Below are 17,543 nucleotides of genomic sequence, written 5' to 3' on the forward strand. Positions count from 1 at the left end.
GAGACCATGAAGATCGCGGTGACCGGCTCGTCCGGTCTGGTGGGCACCGAACTGCTGCGGTCCCTGCGCGCCGAGGGGCACGAGGTGCTCCGGCTGGTCCGCCGCACCCCCCGCACGGCCGACGAGCACCGCTGGGACCCCTCCCACGGCGAGCTCGCCCCGGGGGTGCTGGCCGACGTCGACGCCGTGGTGAACCTGGCCGGTGTGGGCATCGGCGACAAGCGCTGGACCGACTCCTACAAGCGGGAGGTCGTGCAGAGCCGCGTCGACAGCACCCGCACGGTGGCCCAGGCCCTGGCCGACGCCGCCGCGGCCGACCCCTCCCGCCCGCGGGTGCTGCTGTCCGCCTCGGCCGTCGGGTACTACGGCGACGGCGGGGACACCGTGCTGGACGAGCAGAGCCCTCGCGGCACGGACTTCCTGGCCGACGTGTGCGTGCAGTGGGAGGCGGCCACCGCACCCGCCGAGCGGGACGGCATCCGGGTCGCGCACCTGCGGACCGGGCTGGTCCTCGGCAAGGGCGGCATGATGGCCAAGCTCAAGCCGTTGTTCGCCCTGGGTGTGGGCGGCAAGCTCGGGTCCGGGGACCAGTGGTGGCCCTGGATCAGCTTGCGCGACGAGGTGGACGCGATCCGCTTCCTGCTCACCGCAGACGTCGCCGGACCGGTCGATCTGACCGGTCCCGAGCCGGTCACCAACGCGGCCTTCACCGAGGCGCTGGGCCGGGTGCTGCACCGGCCCACCCTGGTCCCGGTCCCCGGCATCGCGCTCTCCCTGGTGCTCGGTGAGTTCGCCGGCGCCGGGGTGCTGGCCGGCCAGCGGGCCCTCCCCCGCGTCCTCATGGAGTCCGGGTACCGCTTCACCCACGGCGACGTGGAGTCCGCGCTGCGCTGGGCCGTCGACCAGGACTGACGGACCGACCCCGGTCGCCCCGGGCAACGGGCGCACCCGGCCCGGTCCTCACGGGCCGCGACGGGCGTCCAGCACCCGCCAGCCCGCCGGCGTCCGGACCAGGGTCATCGTGACCTCGGCGGGCTCCCGGCCGGCCAGCTCGGTGCGTCTGCCCTCCCGGTCCTCGACCGCGTAGGCCGGCACCCGGTCGACCAGGGTGAGGACCACCTGGTCGGAGTCGCCCTGCGGTGCTGGCGCGGTGGTCGCGGTGACCTCCTCGACCACCGGGGCGAACCCGGACCAGCGTCCGCCGGCTGCGGTCACCGCGGTCAGCCCGGCCGTGTCCGCGGCCAGCAGCGGGCTGTCAGCTGCGTAGACCCCGCTCAACTGACCGGCGGCCCCCGCTGCGTAGGCGTCGGCGCGGGCCTCGTACAGGCTGCTGACCAGGGCCTGCCAGCCGGCGGCGTCGGCGGGGGCCGTCGGCGCCCCCGGGGCGGCGGTCGGCACGGGGCCGGGCCCGGGCGCCGTGCTCGATCCCGGCGTCGTCCTGGGTCCTGCCGTCGTGCTGGGTCCCGCTGTCGTGCTGGGTCCCGCTGTCGTGCTGGGTCCCGCGGTCGTGCTGGGTCCAGGCGACGACGTGCCTGGGGACGTCGTCGCCGGGGACGTGGACTCCGGCGGCCTCGGCTCTCCCGCGTCCGGCCCGGTCGCCAGCTCCGCCGACCCGGCAGCGGGGACGGCGGCGTCGGGGACCGCACCGGTCCCGCCCCACTGCACCCCCACCCACACCGCCGCGGCCAGGGCGGCGAGGACGGCACCGGCAGCCGCCGTCCGGCGCGCGGCAGCGACCACTCCCCCAGACCCGAGAGACACCCGTGACCGCAGCGTGGCCCACCGGCCCCGGTGCGCCGGAGCGGAGTGCGCCCCCGGCGGGCGGCGCACCTGGTGGGTCAGCTCGGTGCGGGACACCTGACCGGTGCGGGCCAGCAGCGCGTCCTCCACCCCGGAGCGGGGCATCGCGATCCGCTCGGGGCGGCAGGCGTGCCGCAGGTCCAGGGCGAAGGCCGCGGCGGTGCCGCGCAGGTGCGGGTGCGGGGACAACCCGCGCTCGACCACGGCCACCAGCTCCTCGGGGGCCTCGGGGGCGAGCAGCCCGAGGTCGGGCACCTGCCCCTCGGCGGCGACCCGCAGCGTGGCGGCCGCACCGGCGGCGTTCCACGGCGGGACGCCGGTGAGGGCGTGGAACGCCGCCGCCGCCACGCCGAAGACGTCGGAGGCCGGCCCCGGCGCACCGCCCCGCGCCACCACCGGGTCGACGTAGGCCGGGGTGACCTCGACGTCGGAGGTCTGCCCGAGCACCCGGCCCACGCCCAGGTCGGTGAGCACCGGACGGCCCTCGGCGGTGAAGACCACGTTGCCCGGGGAGAGGTCGCCGTGCACGATGCCGCGCTCGTGCGCGTGGGCCAGCGCGGCAGCGACCGGCGCGATCGCGGTGACCACCTCGCCCGGGCGCAGTCGCCCCCGGCGGGCGAGCAGCCGGGCCAGGCTGCCGCCGGGCAGCAGGTCCAGCACCAGGGCCACCTGGGTGCCCCCGCCGCGCAGCCCCCGGTGCACGACCTCGACGAGCCGGACCAGGTGCGGGTGGTCGAGCTCCGCCAGCAGCGCGGCCTCCCGGTCCTGACGGGCGGGGTCGCCGACGTGCAGCACCTTCACCGCGACCCCGACACCGCCTCCGCGAGGACGCGCCCGCCACACCTCACCGGAGCCACCGCGTCCCAGCAGCTCCTCCAGCACGTACCCCGGGACGACGGGTGGGGCCGCGGGGGTGGACGGCGGGGGCTAGGACATGGCCGGGGACGGTAGGCGGGTGCGGCGCCGCACGCGCGGCGCTGTCCACAGGCGGGGCCGCGTCCACAGCCCGTGGCACCCGAGGGGTCGGCCGGCGTGCACCCGCCTAGGTTCAGGGCATGTCGCTGCCGGACCGGGTCGAGGTCGTCGTCGTGGGTGCCGGGCTGGCGGGGCTGTCGGTGGCCACCCGGTTGGCCGCGGCCGGCCGCGACGTCCACCTCGTCGACGCCGCCAACCACGTCGGCGGCCGGTTGACCACCGAGCGGGTCGACGGCTTCACCGTCGACCGGGGCTTCCAGGTGCTGAACACCGGCTACCCACGGGCGGCGGCCGACCTCGACCTCGAGGCCCTGGACCTGGGCTGGTTCTGGACCGGCGCCGTCCTCTGGGTGGACGGGCGGGCACACCGGGTGGTCGACCCCCGGGAGCACCCCACGGCCCTGCTGGACACCGTCCGGGCGCCCATCGGGAACCTGCTGCGGGAGGCGGCGATCGGCCTGTTCTCCGCCCGCGCCGGCTACCTGCCCGTCGACCGGCTGCTCGCCGCCCCCGAGCGCACGGCAGAGCAGGCCCTGCGGGCCGCACGGGTCGGCGACGTGGCCCTCGAGCGGTTCTTCCGCCCCTTCCTGTCCGGCGTGCTGCTGGAGTCCGAGCTCGCCACCTCCAGCCGCTACCTGGACCTGCTGTGGCGCAGCTTCGTCCGCGGCCGGATCGGCCTGCCCGCGCGGGGCATGCAGTCAGTCGGCGAGCAGCTGGCCGACCGGCTGCCCGCGGCCTCCCGGCACCTGGGCACCGAGGTCACCGCCGTCGAGGGCACCGGCGTGCGGACGGCGGAGGGCACCACCCGCGCCGATGCGGTCGTCGTCGCCACCGACCCCGGGACGGCGTCCCGGCTGCTGCCCACCGTCCAGGCCGCTGCCCCGCGGCAGGTCACCACCCACCTGCACGTGCTGCCCACCTCGCCCTGGGACGCACCGCTCATCGTGCTGGGCAGCCCGGGCGGCCGGCTGGTCAACTCCGTCGTCGTCAGCGACGCCCAGCCGGCCTACAGCCCCGACGGCCGGGCCCTGGTGGCCAGCTCGACCCTGCAGCCGACCACGGAGGCCGGGGTACGGGAGGAGGTCGCGCGGGCGCAGGGCGTGGCCACCACCGACCTGGAGCACCTGACCAGCGTCACGGTCACCGGCGCCCAGCCGGCCGCCACCGTCCCGCTGCAGCACCGTCGGCCCGTGGACCTGGGCGGCGGGCTCTTCGTGTGCGGCGACCACCGGGACACCCCCTCGATCCAGGGCGCGATGGCCAGCGGGGCCCGGACGGCGCGGGCCGTGCTGGCCCGGCTGCAGGTCGCCCGGTGACCGCTTCCGCCCCGACCGTCCTGGCCACCAGCATCGGGTTCGACTCCCGCGGCCGGGGCCCGTACGACTGGTCCCCGGGTCCGGTGTTCGACCTGGCCTTCGACCTGGCCGGGGCGCCGGGGCGGCCCCGCATCTGCCACCTCGCCACGGCCACGGGAGACGACCCAGCCCGGGTCGGGGCCTTCTACGCCGCCTTCGCCGGCCGCCCGGTGGACGTCTCGCACCTGAGCCTGTTCACGATGCCGACGGTGGCCGACGTGCGGGCGCACCTGCTGGCCCAGGACGTCGTCTGGGTGGGCGGCGGCAGCGTCGCCAACCTGCTCGCCGTCTGGCGGGTGCACGGCCTGGACGAGGTCCTCGCCGAGGCCTGGCGCGCCGGGGTGGTGCTGGGGGGTGTCTCGGCCGGGTCGCTGTGCTGGCACGTCGGCGGCACCACCGACAGCTTCGGCCCGCACCTGCGGCCGGTGACGAACGGGCTGGCGCTGCTGCCGCACTCGAACTCGGTGCACCACGACTCCGAACCCGGACGCCGGCCGCTGTACCGCCGGCTGGTCGGGGACGGCACGCTCCCCGCCGGCTACGCCTCCGAGGACGGCGTCGGCCTGGTCTACCGGGGCACCGAGCTGGTCGAGGCCGTCGCGGACCGGCCGGGCACCTCCGCCTGGCACGTCCGTCGACTGCCCGGGCAGGCCCCGGACGGGACCGAGGCCGAGGAGACCCGCATCGCCCCCCGGCGGCTGCGGTGACGGCCGGCACCGGTCGGCCGGCGGGGCCTAGGCTGGGCCGGTGACCGATCTGGTGGTGGTGCGGGCGGGGACCGTCGACTACGAGGAGGCCTGGGCGCGCCAGCGCGAGCTGCACGCGGCCCGCGTCGCCGGGACGGGTCGCGACACGATGTTGCTGCTGGAGCACCCGTCGGTCTACACCGCCGGCCGCCGCACCCTGGACCACGAGAAGCCGCAGGACGGCACGCCCGTGGTCGACGTCGACCGTGGCGGCAAGATCACCTGGCACGGTCCCGGCCAGCTCGTCGGCTACCCGATCGTGGCGCTGCCCGACCCGGTCGACGTCGTGGCGCACGTCCGCCGGCTCGAGGTCGCGCTGATGGCCGTCTGCGGTGACCTCGGCGTCGTCACCGAGCAGGTGGAGGGCCGCAGCGGCGTCTGGGTCCGGGCCGACGACCGCGGGCCCGACCGCAAGATCGCCGCGATCGGCGTGCGGGTGGCCAAGGGCGTCACCATGCACGGCTTCGCCCTCAACGGCGACCCCGACCTCTCCGCGGGCTTCGCCGGCATCATCCCGTGCGGGATCGTCGACGCCGGGGTCACCTCGCTGACCACCGAGCTGGGTCGCGACGTCACCGTGGCCGAGCTGCTGGACCCGGTCGAGTCCGCGATGCGGTCGGTGCTGACTCCCACCCTGGTCGGATGAGCGGTCTGCCGGCGGGCCGCTACGTCGCGCTGACCACCTACCGGCGCAACGGCACCCCGGTCACCACACCCGTCTGGTGCGCCCCGGACGGCGACGTCCGGCTGGTGTGGACCAACCCCGACGCCGGCAAGGTCGAGCGCCTGCGGCACACCTCGGACGTGCTGCTGGCCCACTGCGACGCCCGAGGCCGGGTCCGCGGACCGCACGTCGCGGGCACCGCGACCCTGCTGCCCGGGGACTCCTGGCCACGCCTGGACGCGGCGCTCTCGGCCCGGTACGGCTGGCAGTACCGACTGTCCCGGCTCGGGTCGTCACTGGCCGCCCGCCGGGCGGGACGGCAGGGCCCACTCGGCATCGGCATCGAGATCGCCCCGCGCCGGCCGGACCCCACCCCGGCCGACCGACCCGGTCCCCACTGACCGCAGCGGGGACGGGGTCGGTCAGCTGGCGACGACGTTGACCAGTCGCCCGGGGACCGCGATGACCTTGCGGACCGTCTTGCCCGCCAACAGCTCGGTGATCCGCGGGTCGGCCAGGGCCACCGCCTCCAGGGCCGCGGCGTCGGCATCGGCCGGCACGTCGAGCTGGGCCCGCACCTTGCCGTTGACCTGGACCACGATCTGCACGACGTCGTCGACCAGCAGCGCCGGGTCCGCGACCGGGAACGGCGCCCACGCCGAGGACCCGGTGTGCCCCAGCCGGGACCACAGCTCCTCGGCCAGGTGCGGGGCCAGGGGTGCGACCAGCAGGGTCAGCCACTCACACACCTGACGGGGCACCGGACCGGACTGGCCGTAGGCCTGGGTCAGGTGGTTGGTCAGCTCGGCGACCCGGGCGATGGCCACGTTGAACCGCAGCGTGCCCATGCCGTCGCGGACGCCGTCGACCGCGCGGTGCAGGGCCTTGGCGGTGTCCCCGGTGACCTCGTCGTCGCCGGCCCGGACGTCACCGGTCGTCTCGTCGACGACGACCCGCCAGACCCGCTGCAGCAGCCGCTGCGACCCGACGACGGCCTTGGTGTCCCAGGGGCGGGACTGCTCCAGGGGCCCGGTGGACATCTCGTACACCCGGAAGGTGTCGGCGCCGTAGGCCCCGATCATGTCGTCGGGGGTGACCATGTTCTTCAGGCTCTTGCCGATCTTCCCGTACTCGCGGTCGACCGGCTCCCCCTCGTAGAAGAAGCCGCCGTCCCGCTCGACGACGTCGGCCGCCGGCACGTAGAAGCCGCGCGCGTCGGTGTAGGCGTACGCGGAGATGTAGCCCTGGTTGACCAGCCGCCGGAAGGGCTCCTCGGAGCTGACGTGCCCCAGGTCGAAGAGCACCTTGTGCCAGAAGCGGGCGTACAGCAGGTGCAGCACGGCGTGCTCGACACCGCCGACGTAGAGGTCCACTCCCCCGACGTCGCCCTCGGAGCGCGGACCCATCCAGTAGGCCTCCAGCGACGGGTCGACGAAGCGCTCGTCGTCGGAGGGGTCCAGGTAGCGCAGGTAGTACCAGCACGACCCGGCCCAGTTGGGCATCGTGTTGGTCTCCCGGCGGTACTGCCGCGGACCGTCGCCCAGGTCCAGGGTCGCCGTCGTCCACTCGGTGGCCCGGGACAGCGGCGGCTCGGGCGCGGAGGTGGCGTCGTCGTCGGCGAAGGTCTTCGGGGAGTAGTCGTCGACGTCGGGGAGCAGCACCGGCAGCTGGTCGGCGGGCACGGCGACCGGCAGGCCGGCGTCCGGACCGTCGACGGCGTAGACGATCGGGAACGGCTCGCCCCAGTAGCGCTGCCGGCTGAACAGCCAGTCGCGCAGCTTGTAGGTCGTCGTCGCCTCGCCGTGCCCGTGCGCGACCAGCCAGTCGGTCACGGTGGCGATAGCGGTGGCCTTGTCCAGGCCGTCCAGGGACAGCTGGTCGTTGGAGCTGTTGATCATCGGGCCGGTGCCGGTGTACGCGCCGCCCTCGAAGCCCTCCGGGGGCTGCACGGTGCGCACCACGGGCAGGCCGAACACCTGCGCGAACTCGAAGTCGCGGGTGTCCTCACCGGGGACGGCCATGATCGCGCCGGTGCCGTAGCCGGTGAGCACGTAGTCGGCGATGAACACGGGCAGGTCGGCCCCGGTCAGCGGGTTGACCGCCGTCGTCCCCAGCCAGACGCCGGTCTTCTCCCGACCCTCGGCCTGCCGGTCCAGCTCGGAGCGGCGGGAGGCCTGCAGCTGGTAGGCCGCGACCGCCTCGGCCGGCGTCGGCGCACCGGCGGTCCAGCGCGGGTCGGCGCCCTCGGGCCAGGTGTCGGCGGTGAGCGAGGAGACCAGTGGGTGCTCGGGGGCCAGCACCAGGTAGGTGGCGCCGAAGAGGGTGTCCGGGCGGGTGGTGAAGACCTCGACGTCGCCGAAGCGGACCCGGGCGCCGGTGGAGCGGCCGATCCAGTTGCGCTGCATCTGCTTGAGCGAGTCCGACCAGTCCAACCGGTCCAGGTCTGCCAGCAGTCGCTCGGAGTAGGCGGTGATCCGCATCATCCACTGGGTCAGCGGACGCCGGAAGACCGGGAAGTTGCCCCGCTCGGAGCGGCCGTCGGCGGTGACCTCCTCGTTGGACAGCACCGTGCCCAGCCCCGGGCACCAGTTCACCGGCGCCTGGTTCAGGTAGGCCAGCCGGTGCAGGTCGACGACCTGGCGGCGCTGGACCTCGTCCAGCTCGGCCCACGGACGGTCGAAGGGGTTGGTGTCGGGCTGCCGGGTCCCGGCGTCCAGCTCGGCGACCAGCTCGGCGATCGGCCGGGCCTTGTCGGCGGTCGTGTCGAACCAGGCCCCGAAGACCTGGGTGAAGATCCACTGGGTCCACTTGTAGTAGCCCGGGTCGATCGTGGCGAAGGTGCGGCGGGTGTCGTGGTCGACGCCCAGGCGGCGCAGCTGCGCGGAGATCGCGGCGATGTTGGCCTCGGTGGTGACCCGGGGGTGCTGCCCGGTCTGGACGGCGAACTGCTCCGCCGGCAGGCCGAAGGCGTCGTAGCCCATCGGGTGCAGCACGTTGTGCCCGTCCATGCGCAGGAAGCGGCTGGTGACGTCGGTGCCCAGGTAGCCCAGCGGGTGCCCGACGTGCAGCCCGGCACCGGAGGGGTACGGGAACATGTCCATCAGGAAGGCCTTGGGCCGGTCGGCGACGCGCTCGAACCCCTCGGCCAGCCGGCCGGTCGGGTTGGGCGTGTGGAAGGTGCCCTCGGCCTCCCAGCGGTCCTGCCAGGACAGCTCGATCTGCTGCGCCAGCGCCGGGGTGTAGCGGTGCGGCGGGACGGCGTCGGTGCTGGGCTGGCTCATCGCGGGCTCCTGGGGAGGTCGTGCCGGTGGGTGGGCAGAAAAAAACCCCTCACGCAGGAGGGGCAGCCGTGGTGACCTGGGGTGGTGCGGTCAGCACGGCCTGAGGAGGAGCGGTCCACCGGACACGACCGCGAGGTTACCCGCCCCCGGGGCCGCCGTACGACGTGGCCGGTCGCCGTGGGTGCCCGGCTGGGCCGCTCACCCGGGAGGGGCACGCCGGCGTCCGCCCGCTGAACGTGCGCCCCGGCGAGACCGATGGGGTCCGTATGGCGGTGAGTGGATGGACGGACACCCGGGGACGCACCCGGCTGGCCCTGGTGCTCGGCGCCGGGTACGCCCTGGGTCGCTGCGCGGTGCCCGCCGACACCTGGGCCCCGGTCGGCCTGGCGCTCGTCGCCGCGTTGCACCTGCTGGCCATCGGCTCGTGCCTGGTGGCCGCCCGGCGAGAACCCGGCGAGCGACTGGTCTGGTGGGCGGTCGCCGCGACCTTCGCCGCGAACGTGGTCGGTTCGGGCTGGTCGGCCGCCCTCTCGCTGCAGACGGGCAGGGACCCCTTCCCCTCGGTCGCCGACGCCTGGTGGCTGGCCGCCTACCCCTTCCTGGTCGTCGGCATCCTGGGTCTCTACCGCTCCCGGGTGGCGGCCGGTGAGCTGACCACCTGGCTGGACGCGGCGACTGCCGGTCTGGGGGTCACCGCGGTGGGGGTGGCCCTCTACTCCCTGGCCCCCCAGCACGGCGACCGGCTCTCCGACGCCGCGACCGCGGTGGCGCTCGCCTACCCGATCGCCGACGTCGTCGTCCTGGGCCTGGCGGTCGGGCTGGTCGCGGTCGCCGGCCGACGGGCCGACCACGTCGTGGTGCTGATGACGTCGGTGCTGCTGACCAAGTCCGCCGGCGACCTGGCCCTGGCCACCTCGCAGTCCGGGGGCCCGGCCGGGGCCGGCGTGCTGGCGGAGCTGTGCTTCGTCCTCGCCACGGTGCTGGGCGTGGTCACCGCAGAGCACGCCGGCTCCCGCCCCACCCCGGTCGGCGTCGTCCCGTCCACCCGGGCGGCGCTCACGCCGCTGCTGGGCACCGCGGCCGGGCTGGGGGTGCTGGGCACCCTGTGGGGCGACGGACGGGCCAGCGTCGCCGAGGCCCTGGCCCTGGGGTGCCTGCTCGCCGCCCTGGGCCGCTCGGCCCTGGGCGTGCGGGAGGCCGACCGGCTGCGCGAGGTGCACCGGCAGGCGCACACCGACGAGCTCACCGGCCTGGCCAACCGGCGCGTCCTGGTCTCCCGGCTCCAGGCACTGCTCGACCGGGGCCGTCCCCTGGGCCTGCTGCTGCTGGACCTGGACGGGTTCAAGGCGGTCAACGACGAGCTCGGCCACGCCGCCGGGGACGACGTGCTCCGGCACGTCGCCCGGGTGCTCGCCGAGCGGACCGGGACGGGCTCCACGGCGGCCCGGCTCGGCGGTGACGAGTTCGCCGTCCTGGTGCCCGGCGGCACCGCCGCGGGACTGGTCGACCTGGTGGCCGACCTCGAGCAGCAGGTGTCGGCGCCGGTCGCCACGGCGGGCCGGGTGGTCCACGTGGGGGTGTCCATCGGCGTGGCCGAGGCGGGTCCGGACAACACCGGTCGGCTCCCCGCCGCCGTCGACGTGCTGCGACGGGCCGACGAGGCGATGTACGGCCGCAAGCGCCGACGGCACGGGGACGTCGTCCGCGCCCCGCTCGCGCCGCCGGGCTGAGCAGGGACCGGGCGAGCGCCGCAGGTCACACCTGGTGCTCCGGGGTGTGGGAGGGCCCCGGTCCGGGCAGGATGACCCCCGAGACGATCAACTCGGAGGTGCGTCAGTGTTCCGCAAGAAGAGCCATGCCCAGGTCATCGGGGCCGAACTGCAGGAGGGCCTCGCCCACATCGGTTCGGCGGTCACCGAGGCCGGACGGGCCACGGCGGAACAGCTCGGCCCGCGCGTGGAGGCCGCTGCCAAGTCCGCGCAAAAGACCCTGGAGAAGGACGTCGCCCCGCGCTTCGAGGCCGCCGTCGCCGCCGTGGGCCCGCAGCTCGACGCTGCGCGCGAGGTCATCGTGCCCCGCCTGGAGGCCGCTCAGAAGACGCTGGCCCCCCAGCTGGCGAACGCGCAGAAGGTCTACGAGAAGGACGTCGTCCCGCGCCTGGAGGCCGCCCGCACCCAGGCTGCCGCCGGCATCGCGACCGCCGTCGCCGCGGCCGGCCCCAAGCTGGTCGAGGCGCGCGAGGCAGCCGCCCCCAAGCTCGAGCAGGCCGCCAAGTCCGCGCAGAAGACGCTGGAGAAGGACGTCACCCCGCGCGTCCAGGCCGCCGTCGCCGCGGCCCAGCCCCGGCTCGAGGCCGCCCGGGAGACCGCGGTCGGCTACGCGGCCCCCCGCGCCGCCGCCGTCCGGGACGCCGCCGCTCCGGCGCTGCACAACGCCCGCGGCACGTTGAGCGCCGGCCTGGAGACCGCCCGCGGCGAGCTCGAGGCCCGTCGCGCCGAGCTCACCGCCGCCGCCAGCTCCGCCGGTGGTGCCGTGGCCGCCGCCACGCACGACACCGGCAAGAAGGCGACCAAGGCCCGCAAGCAGGCCGCGAAGGACGCTGCGTCGCTGAAGAAGACCGCCGGCAAGCGGGCGTCCTCGGCCCGCTCGGACGCCGCTGCGGCCGCTGAGGCCGCCCGCGACCAGGCCGCGGCCCGGGTCGCCGAGCTGCGCTCGGCAGCCGAGGCCAACCGCAAGGCCGTGGGCAAGAAGGCCGACAAGCTGTCCAAGAAGGCCGAGAAGCGCCGCAAGGAGCTGGCCAAGGCCGCGAAGAAGGCCGGCAAGGACGTCTCCGCGCAGACGACCGAGCTGAAGTACCGCGTCGGCATCGAGCGCAGGCCGCGCCGCTGGCCGTGGGTGCTGGTGGCCCTCGCCGTCGGCGGGGTCGTGTTCTCCCTCGTCCGCCGGCAGAAGGCCGACGACCCGTGGACCCCCGCCCCCACCGGCGACGGTCCCGTCCCCACCTACCGGGAGGACCCCGTGCCCAGCAGCCCCAGCACCCCCGCCGACGACCCGGCCGACACCTCGACCGAGCCCACCGACGGCGGCACGGCGGTCTCGACCGCCGAGGACGCCCCCGGCGACGCCACCCCGGCCGACACCGACCTGGGCTGGCGGGACGGCGTGCACCACGAGGCCGCCACCGACAAGCAGAACGACCCGAACACCGCGGTGAACACGGTCCCTTCGGCGGAGACCCTGGACAAGCCAGCGCTCGGCCGCGAGGCCGACGACACCGAGGGCGGCAAGCACCAGGCCTGAGCGATGGCCTGGGCGACGCCCGAGCAGGGCCTGAGCACGACCCTGTCAGGGGGCGCACCGGAGCACGGTGCGCCCCCTGACGCGTCTGCGGGCCACGACCGCCCGCCCCGCCCCGGGAGTACCGTGACGGGCATGAGCGACGCGCCGACGACAGCCACCCCGGCGAGCACGGCGAGCATCGACCCGGCCGGACGCAAGCTGCTGCGCCTCGAGGTCCGCAACGCCCAGACCCCGATCGAGCGCAAGCCCGACTGGATCAAGACCAAGCTGCGCACCGGCCCCGAGTACACCGAGCTCAAGTCGCTGGTGAAGCGCGAGGGTCTGCACACGGTGTGCGAGGAGGCCGGCTGCCCGAACATCTACGAGTGCTGGGAAGACCGCGAGGCCACCTTCCTCATCGGCGGTGACCAGTGCACCCGGCGCTGCGACTTCTGCCAGATCGACACCGGCAAGCCCGCGGACTACGACCGGGACGAGCCCCGCCGGGTCGCCGAGAGCGTCGCCACGATGAACCTGAAGTACGCCACCATCACCGGTGTCGCGCGCGACGACCTGCCCGACGGTGGTGCATGGCTGTACGCCGAGACCGTCCGGCAGATCCACGCCTCCATCGAGGGCTGCGGCGTCGAGCTGCTGATCCCCGACTTCAACGCCGACCCCGACCAGCTGGCCGAGGTCTTCTCCTCCCGCCCCGAGGTGCTCGCGCACAACGTCGAGACGGTGCCGCGCATCTTCAAGCGGATCCGACCCGGCTTCCGCTTCGAGCGATCGCTCGCCGTCATCACGGCCGCCCGCGAGGCCGGCCTGGTCACCAAGTCCAACCTGATCCTGGGCATGGGCGAGGAGCCGCACGAGGTCACCGAGACCATGCAGGCCCTGCACGACGCCGGCTGCGACCTGCTGACCATCACCCAGTACCTGCGCCCCAGCCCCCGGCACCACCCCGTGGTCCGTTGGGTCAAGCCGCAGGAGTTCGTCGACTTCGCGGCCCAGGCCGAGGAGATCGGCTTCCCCGGCGTGCTGGCCGGGCCGCTGGTCCGCAGCTCCTACCGGGCGGGCCGGCTGTACCAGCAGGCCGTCGAGGCACGCGGGCTCACCCCCGCCGTCTGAGGCAGGTGCCCCCGGGGTCCGACCCCGGGGGCCTATCCTCAGCCCATGGCACGCAGCAAGCCCACAGACGCCCCCGCCCCGCCGACGAAGGCCGGGAAGGGCGCCTCGGGGTCCACCAAGGTCGACGCCAAGGGCGTCAAGGGCGCCAAGGCCTCCAAGGCCCCCAAGCTCGGCAAGGACGGCAAGCCCAAGGTCGGCCGCTGGTCGAAGATGAAGACCCAGGGCGGCCAGATCAAGCAGGCCTACAAGCTCACGTACAAGAACGACCCCAAGCTCCCTTGGATCATGCTGATCGCCTTCGTGGTGGTCGCCGCCGTGGTCGAGCTGATCGCGGTCCTCTTCGGCGCCCCGCTGCTCTTCATCCCGATCGCCGTGCTGCTGGGCCTGCTCGCCGCGCTCGTCGTCTTCGGGCGCCGCGCCCAGGGTTCGGCCTACCGGCAGGTCGAGGGCCAGCCCGGCGCCGCCGCGTGGGTGCTGGAGGGCATGCGCGGTGACTGGCGGGTCAGCTCCGGTGTCGCCGGCACCCCGCAGCTGGACGCCGTGCACCGCGTCCTGGGTCGCCCCGGGATCATCCTGGTGGCCGAGGGCGTGCCCCAGCGGGTCCGCCCGCTCATCGCCCAGGAGAAGCGCCGGATCGCCAAGGTCGTCGGTGACACCCCGATCTACGACATCGTCGTCGGTGACGCCGAGGGCCAGGTCCCGCTGAAGAAGCTCAGCTCGCACGTGATGAAGCTGCCGCGCAACCTGGACGGCGCGGAGGTCAACAGCCTGGGCAAGCGGATGAACGCCCTCGGTGGTGCCCGGATGCCGATCCCCGGTGGGCCGATGCCGGGCGGCAAGCAGATGTCGGTCAGCCAGCGGCAGATGCGCCGCCGCTGACCCGGCTCCTCCCCCCCACCGTCGACGGGCCCCGCTCCTGCTGGAGCGGGGCCCGTCGTCGTCCGTGCCGGTGTCAGCGGGTGCGGATCACCGCGGTCGAGGTCAGCCGGTCGTGCAGCCCGCGCGCGTCACCGTCGACGACGAGGGCGGGCACCAGCAGCATCAGCAGCGCCGTCCGGACGACGGCCCGCCACACGGCGACCCGCTCCCCCTGCCGGGGGTGGGCCAGCTGCAGGCCCAGCGCCGCCATGCCCGGCGTCCGGCCGACCAGCACCAGCGAGACCACGGTGATCAGACCGAAGGCCAACAGGCTCCAGTTCTCCGGGATGCCCTGCACGACCAGCGCGGCCACCAGGGCGGCCACGACAGCGTCGACGACGAAGGCGACGGCGCGGGTGCTGAAGGAGGCGACGGACCCCGGGCCCTGTGCGGGCAGCCCCAGCGAGGCTCCCCGGATGCGCCCCTGAGAGGGTGGTGTCTCGTCCCTGACCATGCGGCCAGCGTAGGCACCGGACCCCCTGCCCCCCGCCACGAGCACCTCCGCGGCGGGACCCTGCAGGAGTCCGGCGACACGCCGGGGCGCTTGTAACGGCTCGGAAACACGCGAGACACCGGGGGGCAACCCCCCGCTCGTAGCTTCCGGGTCGGCCGTCCGCCCACTCTCGGAGGATCGATGTTCAACAGTCCCGACGAGGTCACCAAGTACATCCAGGACAACGACGTGAAGTTCGTCGACGTCCGGTTCTGTGACCTCCCCGGCGTCATGCAGCACTTCACCATCCCCGCGGAGACGTTCGGCGAGGACACCTTCACCGACGGGCTGGGCTTCGACGGCTCGTCCATCCGTGGTTTCCAGACCATCAACGAGTCGGACATGCTGCTGCTGCCCGACCCGAACAGCGCCTTCGTGGACCCGTTCCGCACGTACAAGACGCTGAACGTCAACTTCTTCATCCACGACCCGATCACGCGTGAGGCCTACTCCCGTGACCCGCGGAACGTGGCCAAGAAGGCCGAGGCCTACCTCGCCAGCTCGGGCATCGCCGACACCGCGTACTTCGGCCCCGAGGCCGAGTTCTACGTCTTCGACTCGGTGCGGCACGACACCTCGATCAACGAGTCGTACTACCACATCGACGCCGTCGAGGGCGTCTGGAACTCCGGCTCGCGCAACGGCGAGAACGGCATGGGCCCGAACCTGGGGTACAAGACCCGCCAGAAGGGCGGCTACTTCCCCGTCGAGCCGACCGACCACCAGAGCGACCTGCGCTCGGCGATGATGGTCAACCTCGCGAACGCCGGCCTCGAGCTCGAGCGCGGCCACCACGAGGTGGGCACCGGCGGGCAGGCCGAGATCAACTACAAGTTCGACACCCTGCTGCGCTCGGCCGACAGCCTGATGCTGTTCAAGTACATCATCAAGAACACCGCCTGGGCCGCCGGCAAGACCGCCACGTTCATGCCCAAGCCGCTCTTCGGGGACAACGGCTCGGGCATGCACTGCCACCAGTCGCTGTGGAAGGACGGCGTCCCGCTGTTCGCCGCCGAGACCGGCTACGCGGGGCTGTCGGACATGGCCCGCCACTACATCGGCGGCCTGCTCAAGCACGCCCCGTCGCTGCTGGCCTTCACCAACCCCACGGTGAACAGCTACCACCGCCTGGTGCCCGGCTTCGAGGCCCCGATCAACCTGGTCTACTCCGCGCGCAACCGCTCGGCCTGCACCCGGATCCCGATCTCGGGCGACAACCCGAAGGCCAAGCGCATCGAGTTCCGCGTGCCCGACCCGTCGGCCAACCCCTACCTCGCCTTCTCGGCGATGCTGATGGCCGGCCTGGACGGCGTGAAGAACAAGATCGAGCCCCCGGCCCCGGTGGACAAGGACCTCTACGAGCTGCCGCCCGAGGAGGCCCTGGGCATCGAGAAGGTCCCGGCCTCCCTCGACGCCGTCCTCGACCGGCTCGAGGTGGACCACGACTACCTGCTCGACGGTGGCGTGTTCACCTCCGACCTGATCGAGACCTGGATCGAGTACAAGCGGGAGCACGAGATCACCCCGATCCGCCTGCGCCCGCACCCGCACGAGTTCGCGATGTACTACGACATCTGAGTCACGCTCGCCCCTGAACTGCGGGTTCTCCGCAGGTCAGGGGCCGTAGTCCGCACAGAGTCCGCGCGAGTCGCCAGCACTGCACCCACGGCGGCTCGCGCGGACTCGTCGCTGTCGGGCCACATGTGCCCGTAGGTGTCCAGCGTCGTCTTCGCGCTCCCGTGCCGGAGCCGGTGCTGCACGACCTTCACGTCGAGCCCGGAGCCGATGAGCAGGCTCGCCAGGTAGTGCCGCAGGCGGTGAAAGCGGAACGCCGGCGGCAGACCCTCCACGCCCCCCGGGCCGCGCGCACCGCCCGCTCGATCGCCCAGGTCGACGTCGGGCGCCCAGTGCCGTCCGTGACGACCCGCTCCCCGCCCCAGCGGCCCACCGCGGCCGACAGCGTCAGGGCGAGCTTGCCCGGAATCGGCAGCGGGGTCCGTGACGTCTCAGTCTTCAGCGGCAGCCCGTCGCCCTGCTGCACCGGCCGCACGACGCCGCGCATGAAGTCGACGTCCTCGACCCGCAGCCCGACGACCTCGGCCGTCCGCAGGCCCACGAACGCCCCGAGCAGCACCGCCGGCCGCAGGTGCTCGGCGACCGCGTCGTGCAGCCCTCACACCTGCTCAGTGGTCGCCACGTAGGGCCGCTGCTGGCCAGCGCCCGGACTGGTCAGCCTCAAGCACGGGTTCCGCGGGATCAGCCCGTCGTGCACCGCGTCGTTCGTGAGCTGAGACATTCGGGAGTGCAGCGCGTAGACGTAGCTGTCTGCCAGACCCTGGCCCTTGAGCCCCGCGGTCCACGATCGGACGTCGGACGGCTTCACCGTGGCGAGCCGGCGGTCACCGAACGCCGCCGTGTAGTGCGCCAGGTGCACGTCGGCCTGCCGCACCGCGCTTGGCCGCCGGGTCGCGTAGCCTGTCAGTCAGGTGGTCGCCCAGTCCCCCACCGTCGTCCGCGCGGTGTCCGGGTCCACGTAGCTGCAGGTGACCACGCTCGTCGTGACCTCGTCGAGCCAGCGCTGCGCGTCGAGCTTCCGGTCGAAGTGCCGGGCGTGCTCCCGACCACCGTCGTCCCGGTAGCGGACCCTCCAGCGACCGTCAGCCCTCTTCGCGATGCTGGCCGTCGCCGCCGCCCTCCCCCGCCTCATCACCTTCGTAGATGGTGTCGAGTTCCGCCTGCAGCTCGGGATCCGGCTCGACTAGGGCGTGGCCGATGTCGAGCATCCCCCGGGCCTCCTCCCGCAGTCCCATGGCGGCAGCCAGGCGAGCGCGAGCCTGCTCTAGCGCGAGCTTCAAAGCTGCAACATCGTCCTCCGCAGCCCTGACCCGTGCCTCGCGCTCG

Annotated in this window: 18 protein-coding genes; 10 read left to right on the forward strand and 8 right to left on the reverse strand. The window is 74.1% G+C overall.

Annotated features, from left to right (window positions below; genetic code table 11):
- The first annotated feature begins 6 nt into the window (after positions 1-6).
- Complete coding sequence (locus AC0IVP_RS04325) at positions 7-912, forward strand: TIGR01777 family oxidoreductase (protein WP_471754818.1); 906 nt, start codon at positions 7-9, stop codon at positions 910-912.
- Between the two features lie 48 nt (positions 913-960).
- Here the strand turns inward: AC0IVP_RS04325 and AC0IVP_RS04330 are convergent, their stop codons facing one another.
- Complete coding sequence (locus tag AC0IVP_RS04330; RefSeq protein WP_471754820.1) at positions 961-2,682, reverse strand: serine/threonine-protein kinase; 1,722 nt, start codon at positions 2,680-2,682, stop codon at positions 961-963.
- Positions 2,683-2,855: 173 nt separating this feature from the next.
- Here AC0IVP_RS04330 and AC0IVP_RS04335 point away from each other — a divergent pair, with 173 nt between their 5' ends.
- From AC0IVP_RS04335 to AC0IVP_RS04350, 4 genes are read left to right on the forward strand one after another with little or no spacing between them, the layout of a single operon-like run.
- A complete protein-coding gene (locus tag AC0IVP_RS04335) occupies positions 2,856-4,091 on the forward strand; it encodes an NAD(P)/FAD-dependent oxidoreductase (protein WP_471754822.1) in 1,236 nt (411 codons plus the stop codon).
- A complete protein-coding gene (locus AC0IVP_RS04340; RefSeq protein WP_471754824.1) occupies positions 4,088-4,837 on the forward strand; it encodes a Type 1 glutamine amidotransferase-like domain-containing protein in 750 nt (249 codons plus the stop codon). Before AC0IVP_RS04335 ends, AC0IVP_RS04340 begins: the two co-directional genes overlap by 4 nt.
- A gap of 40 nt (positions 4,838-4,877) precedes the next feature.
- Complete coding sequence (gene lipB, locus AC0IVP_RS04345; RefSeq protein ID WP_471754826.1) at positions 4,878-5,522, forward strand: lipoyl(octanoyl) transferase LipB; 645 nt, start codon at positions 4,878-4,880, stop codon at positions 5,520-5,522.
- Entirely contained in the window at positions 5,519-5,941 is a 423-nt protein-coding gene (locus tag AC0IVP_RS04350) for a PPOX class F420-dependent oxidoreductase (protein WP_471754828.1), read from the forward strand. Before lipB ends, AC0IVP_RS04350 begins: the two co-directional genes overlap by 4 nt.
- Before the next feature lie 21 nt (positions 5,942-5,962).
- On the opposite strand, the gene leuS is transcribed toward AC0IVP_RS04350, so the two are convergent.
- Positions 5,963-8,821, reverse strand: coding sequence for a leucine--tRNA ligase (gene leuS / locus AC0IVP_RS04355; protein WP_471754830.1), 2,859 nt, complete (start codon positions 8,819-8,821; stop codon positions 5,963-5,965).
- A 272-nt stretch (positions 8,822-9,093) separates the two neighbouring features.
- Here leuS and AC0IVP_RS04360 point away from each other — a divergent pair, with 272 nt between their 5' ends.
- The 4 genes from AC0IVP_RS04360 to AC0IVP_RS04375 all read left to right on the forward strand — a co-directional run bounded on the left by AC0IVP_RS04360 (position 9,094) and on the right by AC0IVP_RS04375 (position 14,110).
- A complete protein-coding gene (locus tag AC0IVP_RS04360) occupies positions 9,094-10,551 on the forward strand; it encodes a GGDEF domain-containing protein (protein ID WP_471754832.1) in 1,458 nt (485 codons plus the stop codon).
- Positions 10,552-10,657: 106 nt separating this feature from the next.
- The gene (locus AC0IVP_RS04365; protein WP_471754834.1) at positions 10,658-12,121 is read left to right on the forward strand and encodes a hypothetical protein; all 1,464 of its coding nucleotides are present in this window, start codon (positions 10,658-10,660) and stop codon (positions 12,119-12,121) included.
- 132 nt (positions 12,122-12,253) lie between these two features.
- Positions 12,254-13,231 (forward strand): lipoyl synthase, encoded by a 978-nt coding sequence (gene lipA / locus AC0IVP_RS04370; RefSeq protein WP_056297926.1) that lies wholly within the window; start codon positions 12,254-12,256, stop codon positions 13,229-13,231.
- Between the two features lie 45 nt (positions 13,232-13,276).
- Complete coding sequence (locus tag AC0IVP_RS04375) at positions 13,277-14,110, forward strand: DUF4191 domain-containing protein (protein ID WP_471754836.1); 834 nt, start codon at positions 13,277-13,279, stop codon at positions 14,108-14,110.
- A gap of 73 nt (positions 14,111-14,183) precedes the next feature.
- Here the strand turns inward: AC0IVP_RS04375 and AC0IVP_RS04380 are convergent, their stop codons facing one another.
- Complete coding sequence (locus tag AC0IVP_RS04380; RefSeq protein ID WP_056297921.1) at positions 14,184-14,603, reverse strand: RDD family protein; 420 nt, start codon at positions 14,601-14,603, stop codon at positions 14,184-14,186.
- Positions 14,604-14,783: 180 nt separating this feature from the next.
- Between AC0IVP_RS04380 and glnA the strand changes: the two genes are divergently transcribed.
- Entirely contained in the window at positions 14,784-16,220 is a 1,437-nt protein-coding gene (gene glnA / locus AC0IVP_RS04385) for a type I glutamate--ammonia ligase (protein ID WP_056297918.1), read from the forward strand.
- On the opposite strand, the gene AC0IVP_RS04390 is transcribed toward glnA, so the two are convergent.
- The 5 genes from AC0IVP_RS04390 to AC0IVP_RS04410 are packed head-to-tail and all read right to left on the reverse strand — an operon-like array spanning position 16,208 to position 17,425.
- Positions 16,208-16,492, reverse strand: coding sequence for a tyrosine-type recombinase/integrase (locus AC0IVP_RS04390; RefSeq protein WP_471754838.1), 285 nt, complete (start codon positions 16,490-16,492; stop codon positions 16,208-16,210). The genes glnA and AC0IVP_RS04390 overlap by 13 nt on opposite strands.
- Complete coding sequence (locus tag AC0IVP_RS04395) at positions 16,408-16,776, reverse strand: hypothetical protein (RefSeq protein ID WP_471754893.1); 369 nt, start codon at positions 16,774-16,776, stop codon at positions 16,408-16,410. The genes AC0IVP_RS04390 and AC0IVP_RS04395 overlap by 85 nt, the downstream gene beginning before the upstream one ends.
- A gap of 39 nt (positions 16,777-16,815) precedes the next feature.
- Entirely contained in the window at positions 16,816-17,091 is a 276-nt protein-coding gene (locus AC0IVP_RS04400) for a hypothetical protein (protein ID WP_471754840.1), read from the reverse strand.
- A 33-nt stretch (positions 17,092-17,124) separates the two neighbouring features.
- Entirely contained in the window at positions 17,125-17,349 is a 225-nt protein-coding gene (locus tag AC0IVP_RS04405; RefSeq protein ID WP_471754842.1) for a hypothetical protein, read from the reverse strand.
- Positions 17,300-17,425, reverse strand: a complete 126-nt coding sequence (locus tag AC0IVP_RS04410; RefSeq protein ID WP_471754844.1) for a hypothetical protein — start codon at positions 17,423-17,425, stop codon at positions 17,300-17,302. The genes AC0IVP_RS04405 and AC0IVP_RS04410 overlap by 50 nt, the downstream gene beginning before the upstream one ends.
- Positions 17,426-17,543 lie beyond the last annotated feature (118 nt).

The sequence above is a fragment of the Klenkia sp. AC732 genome, assembly GCF_979256525.1.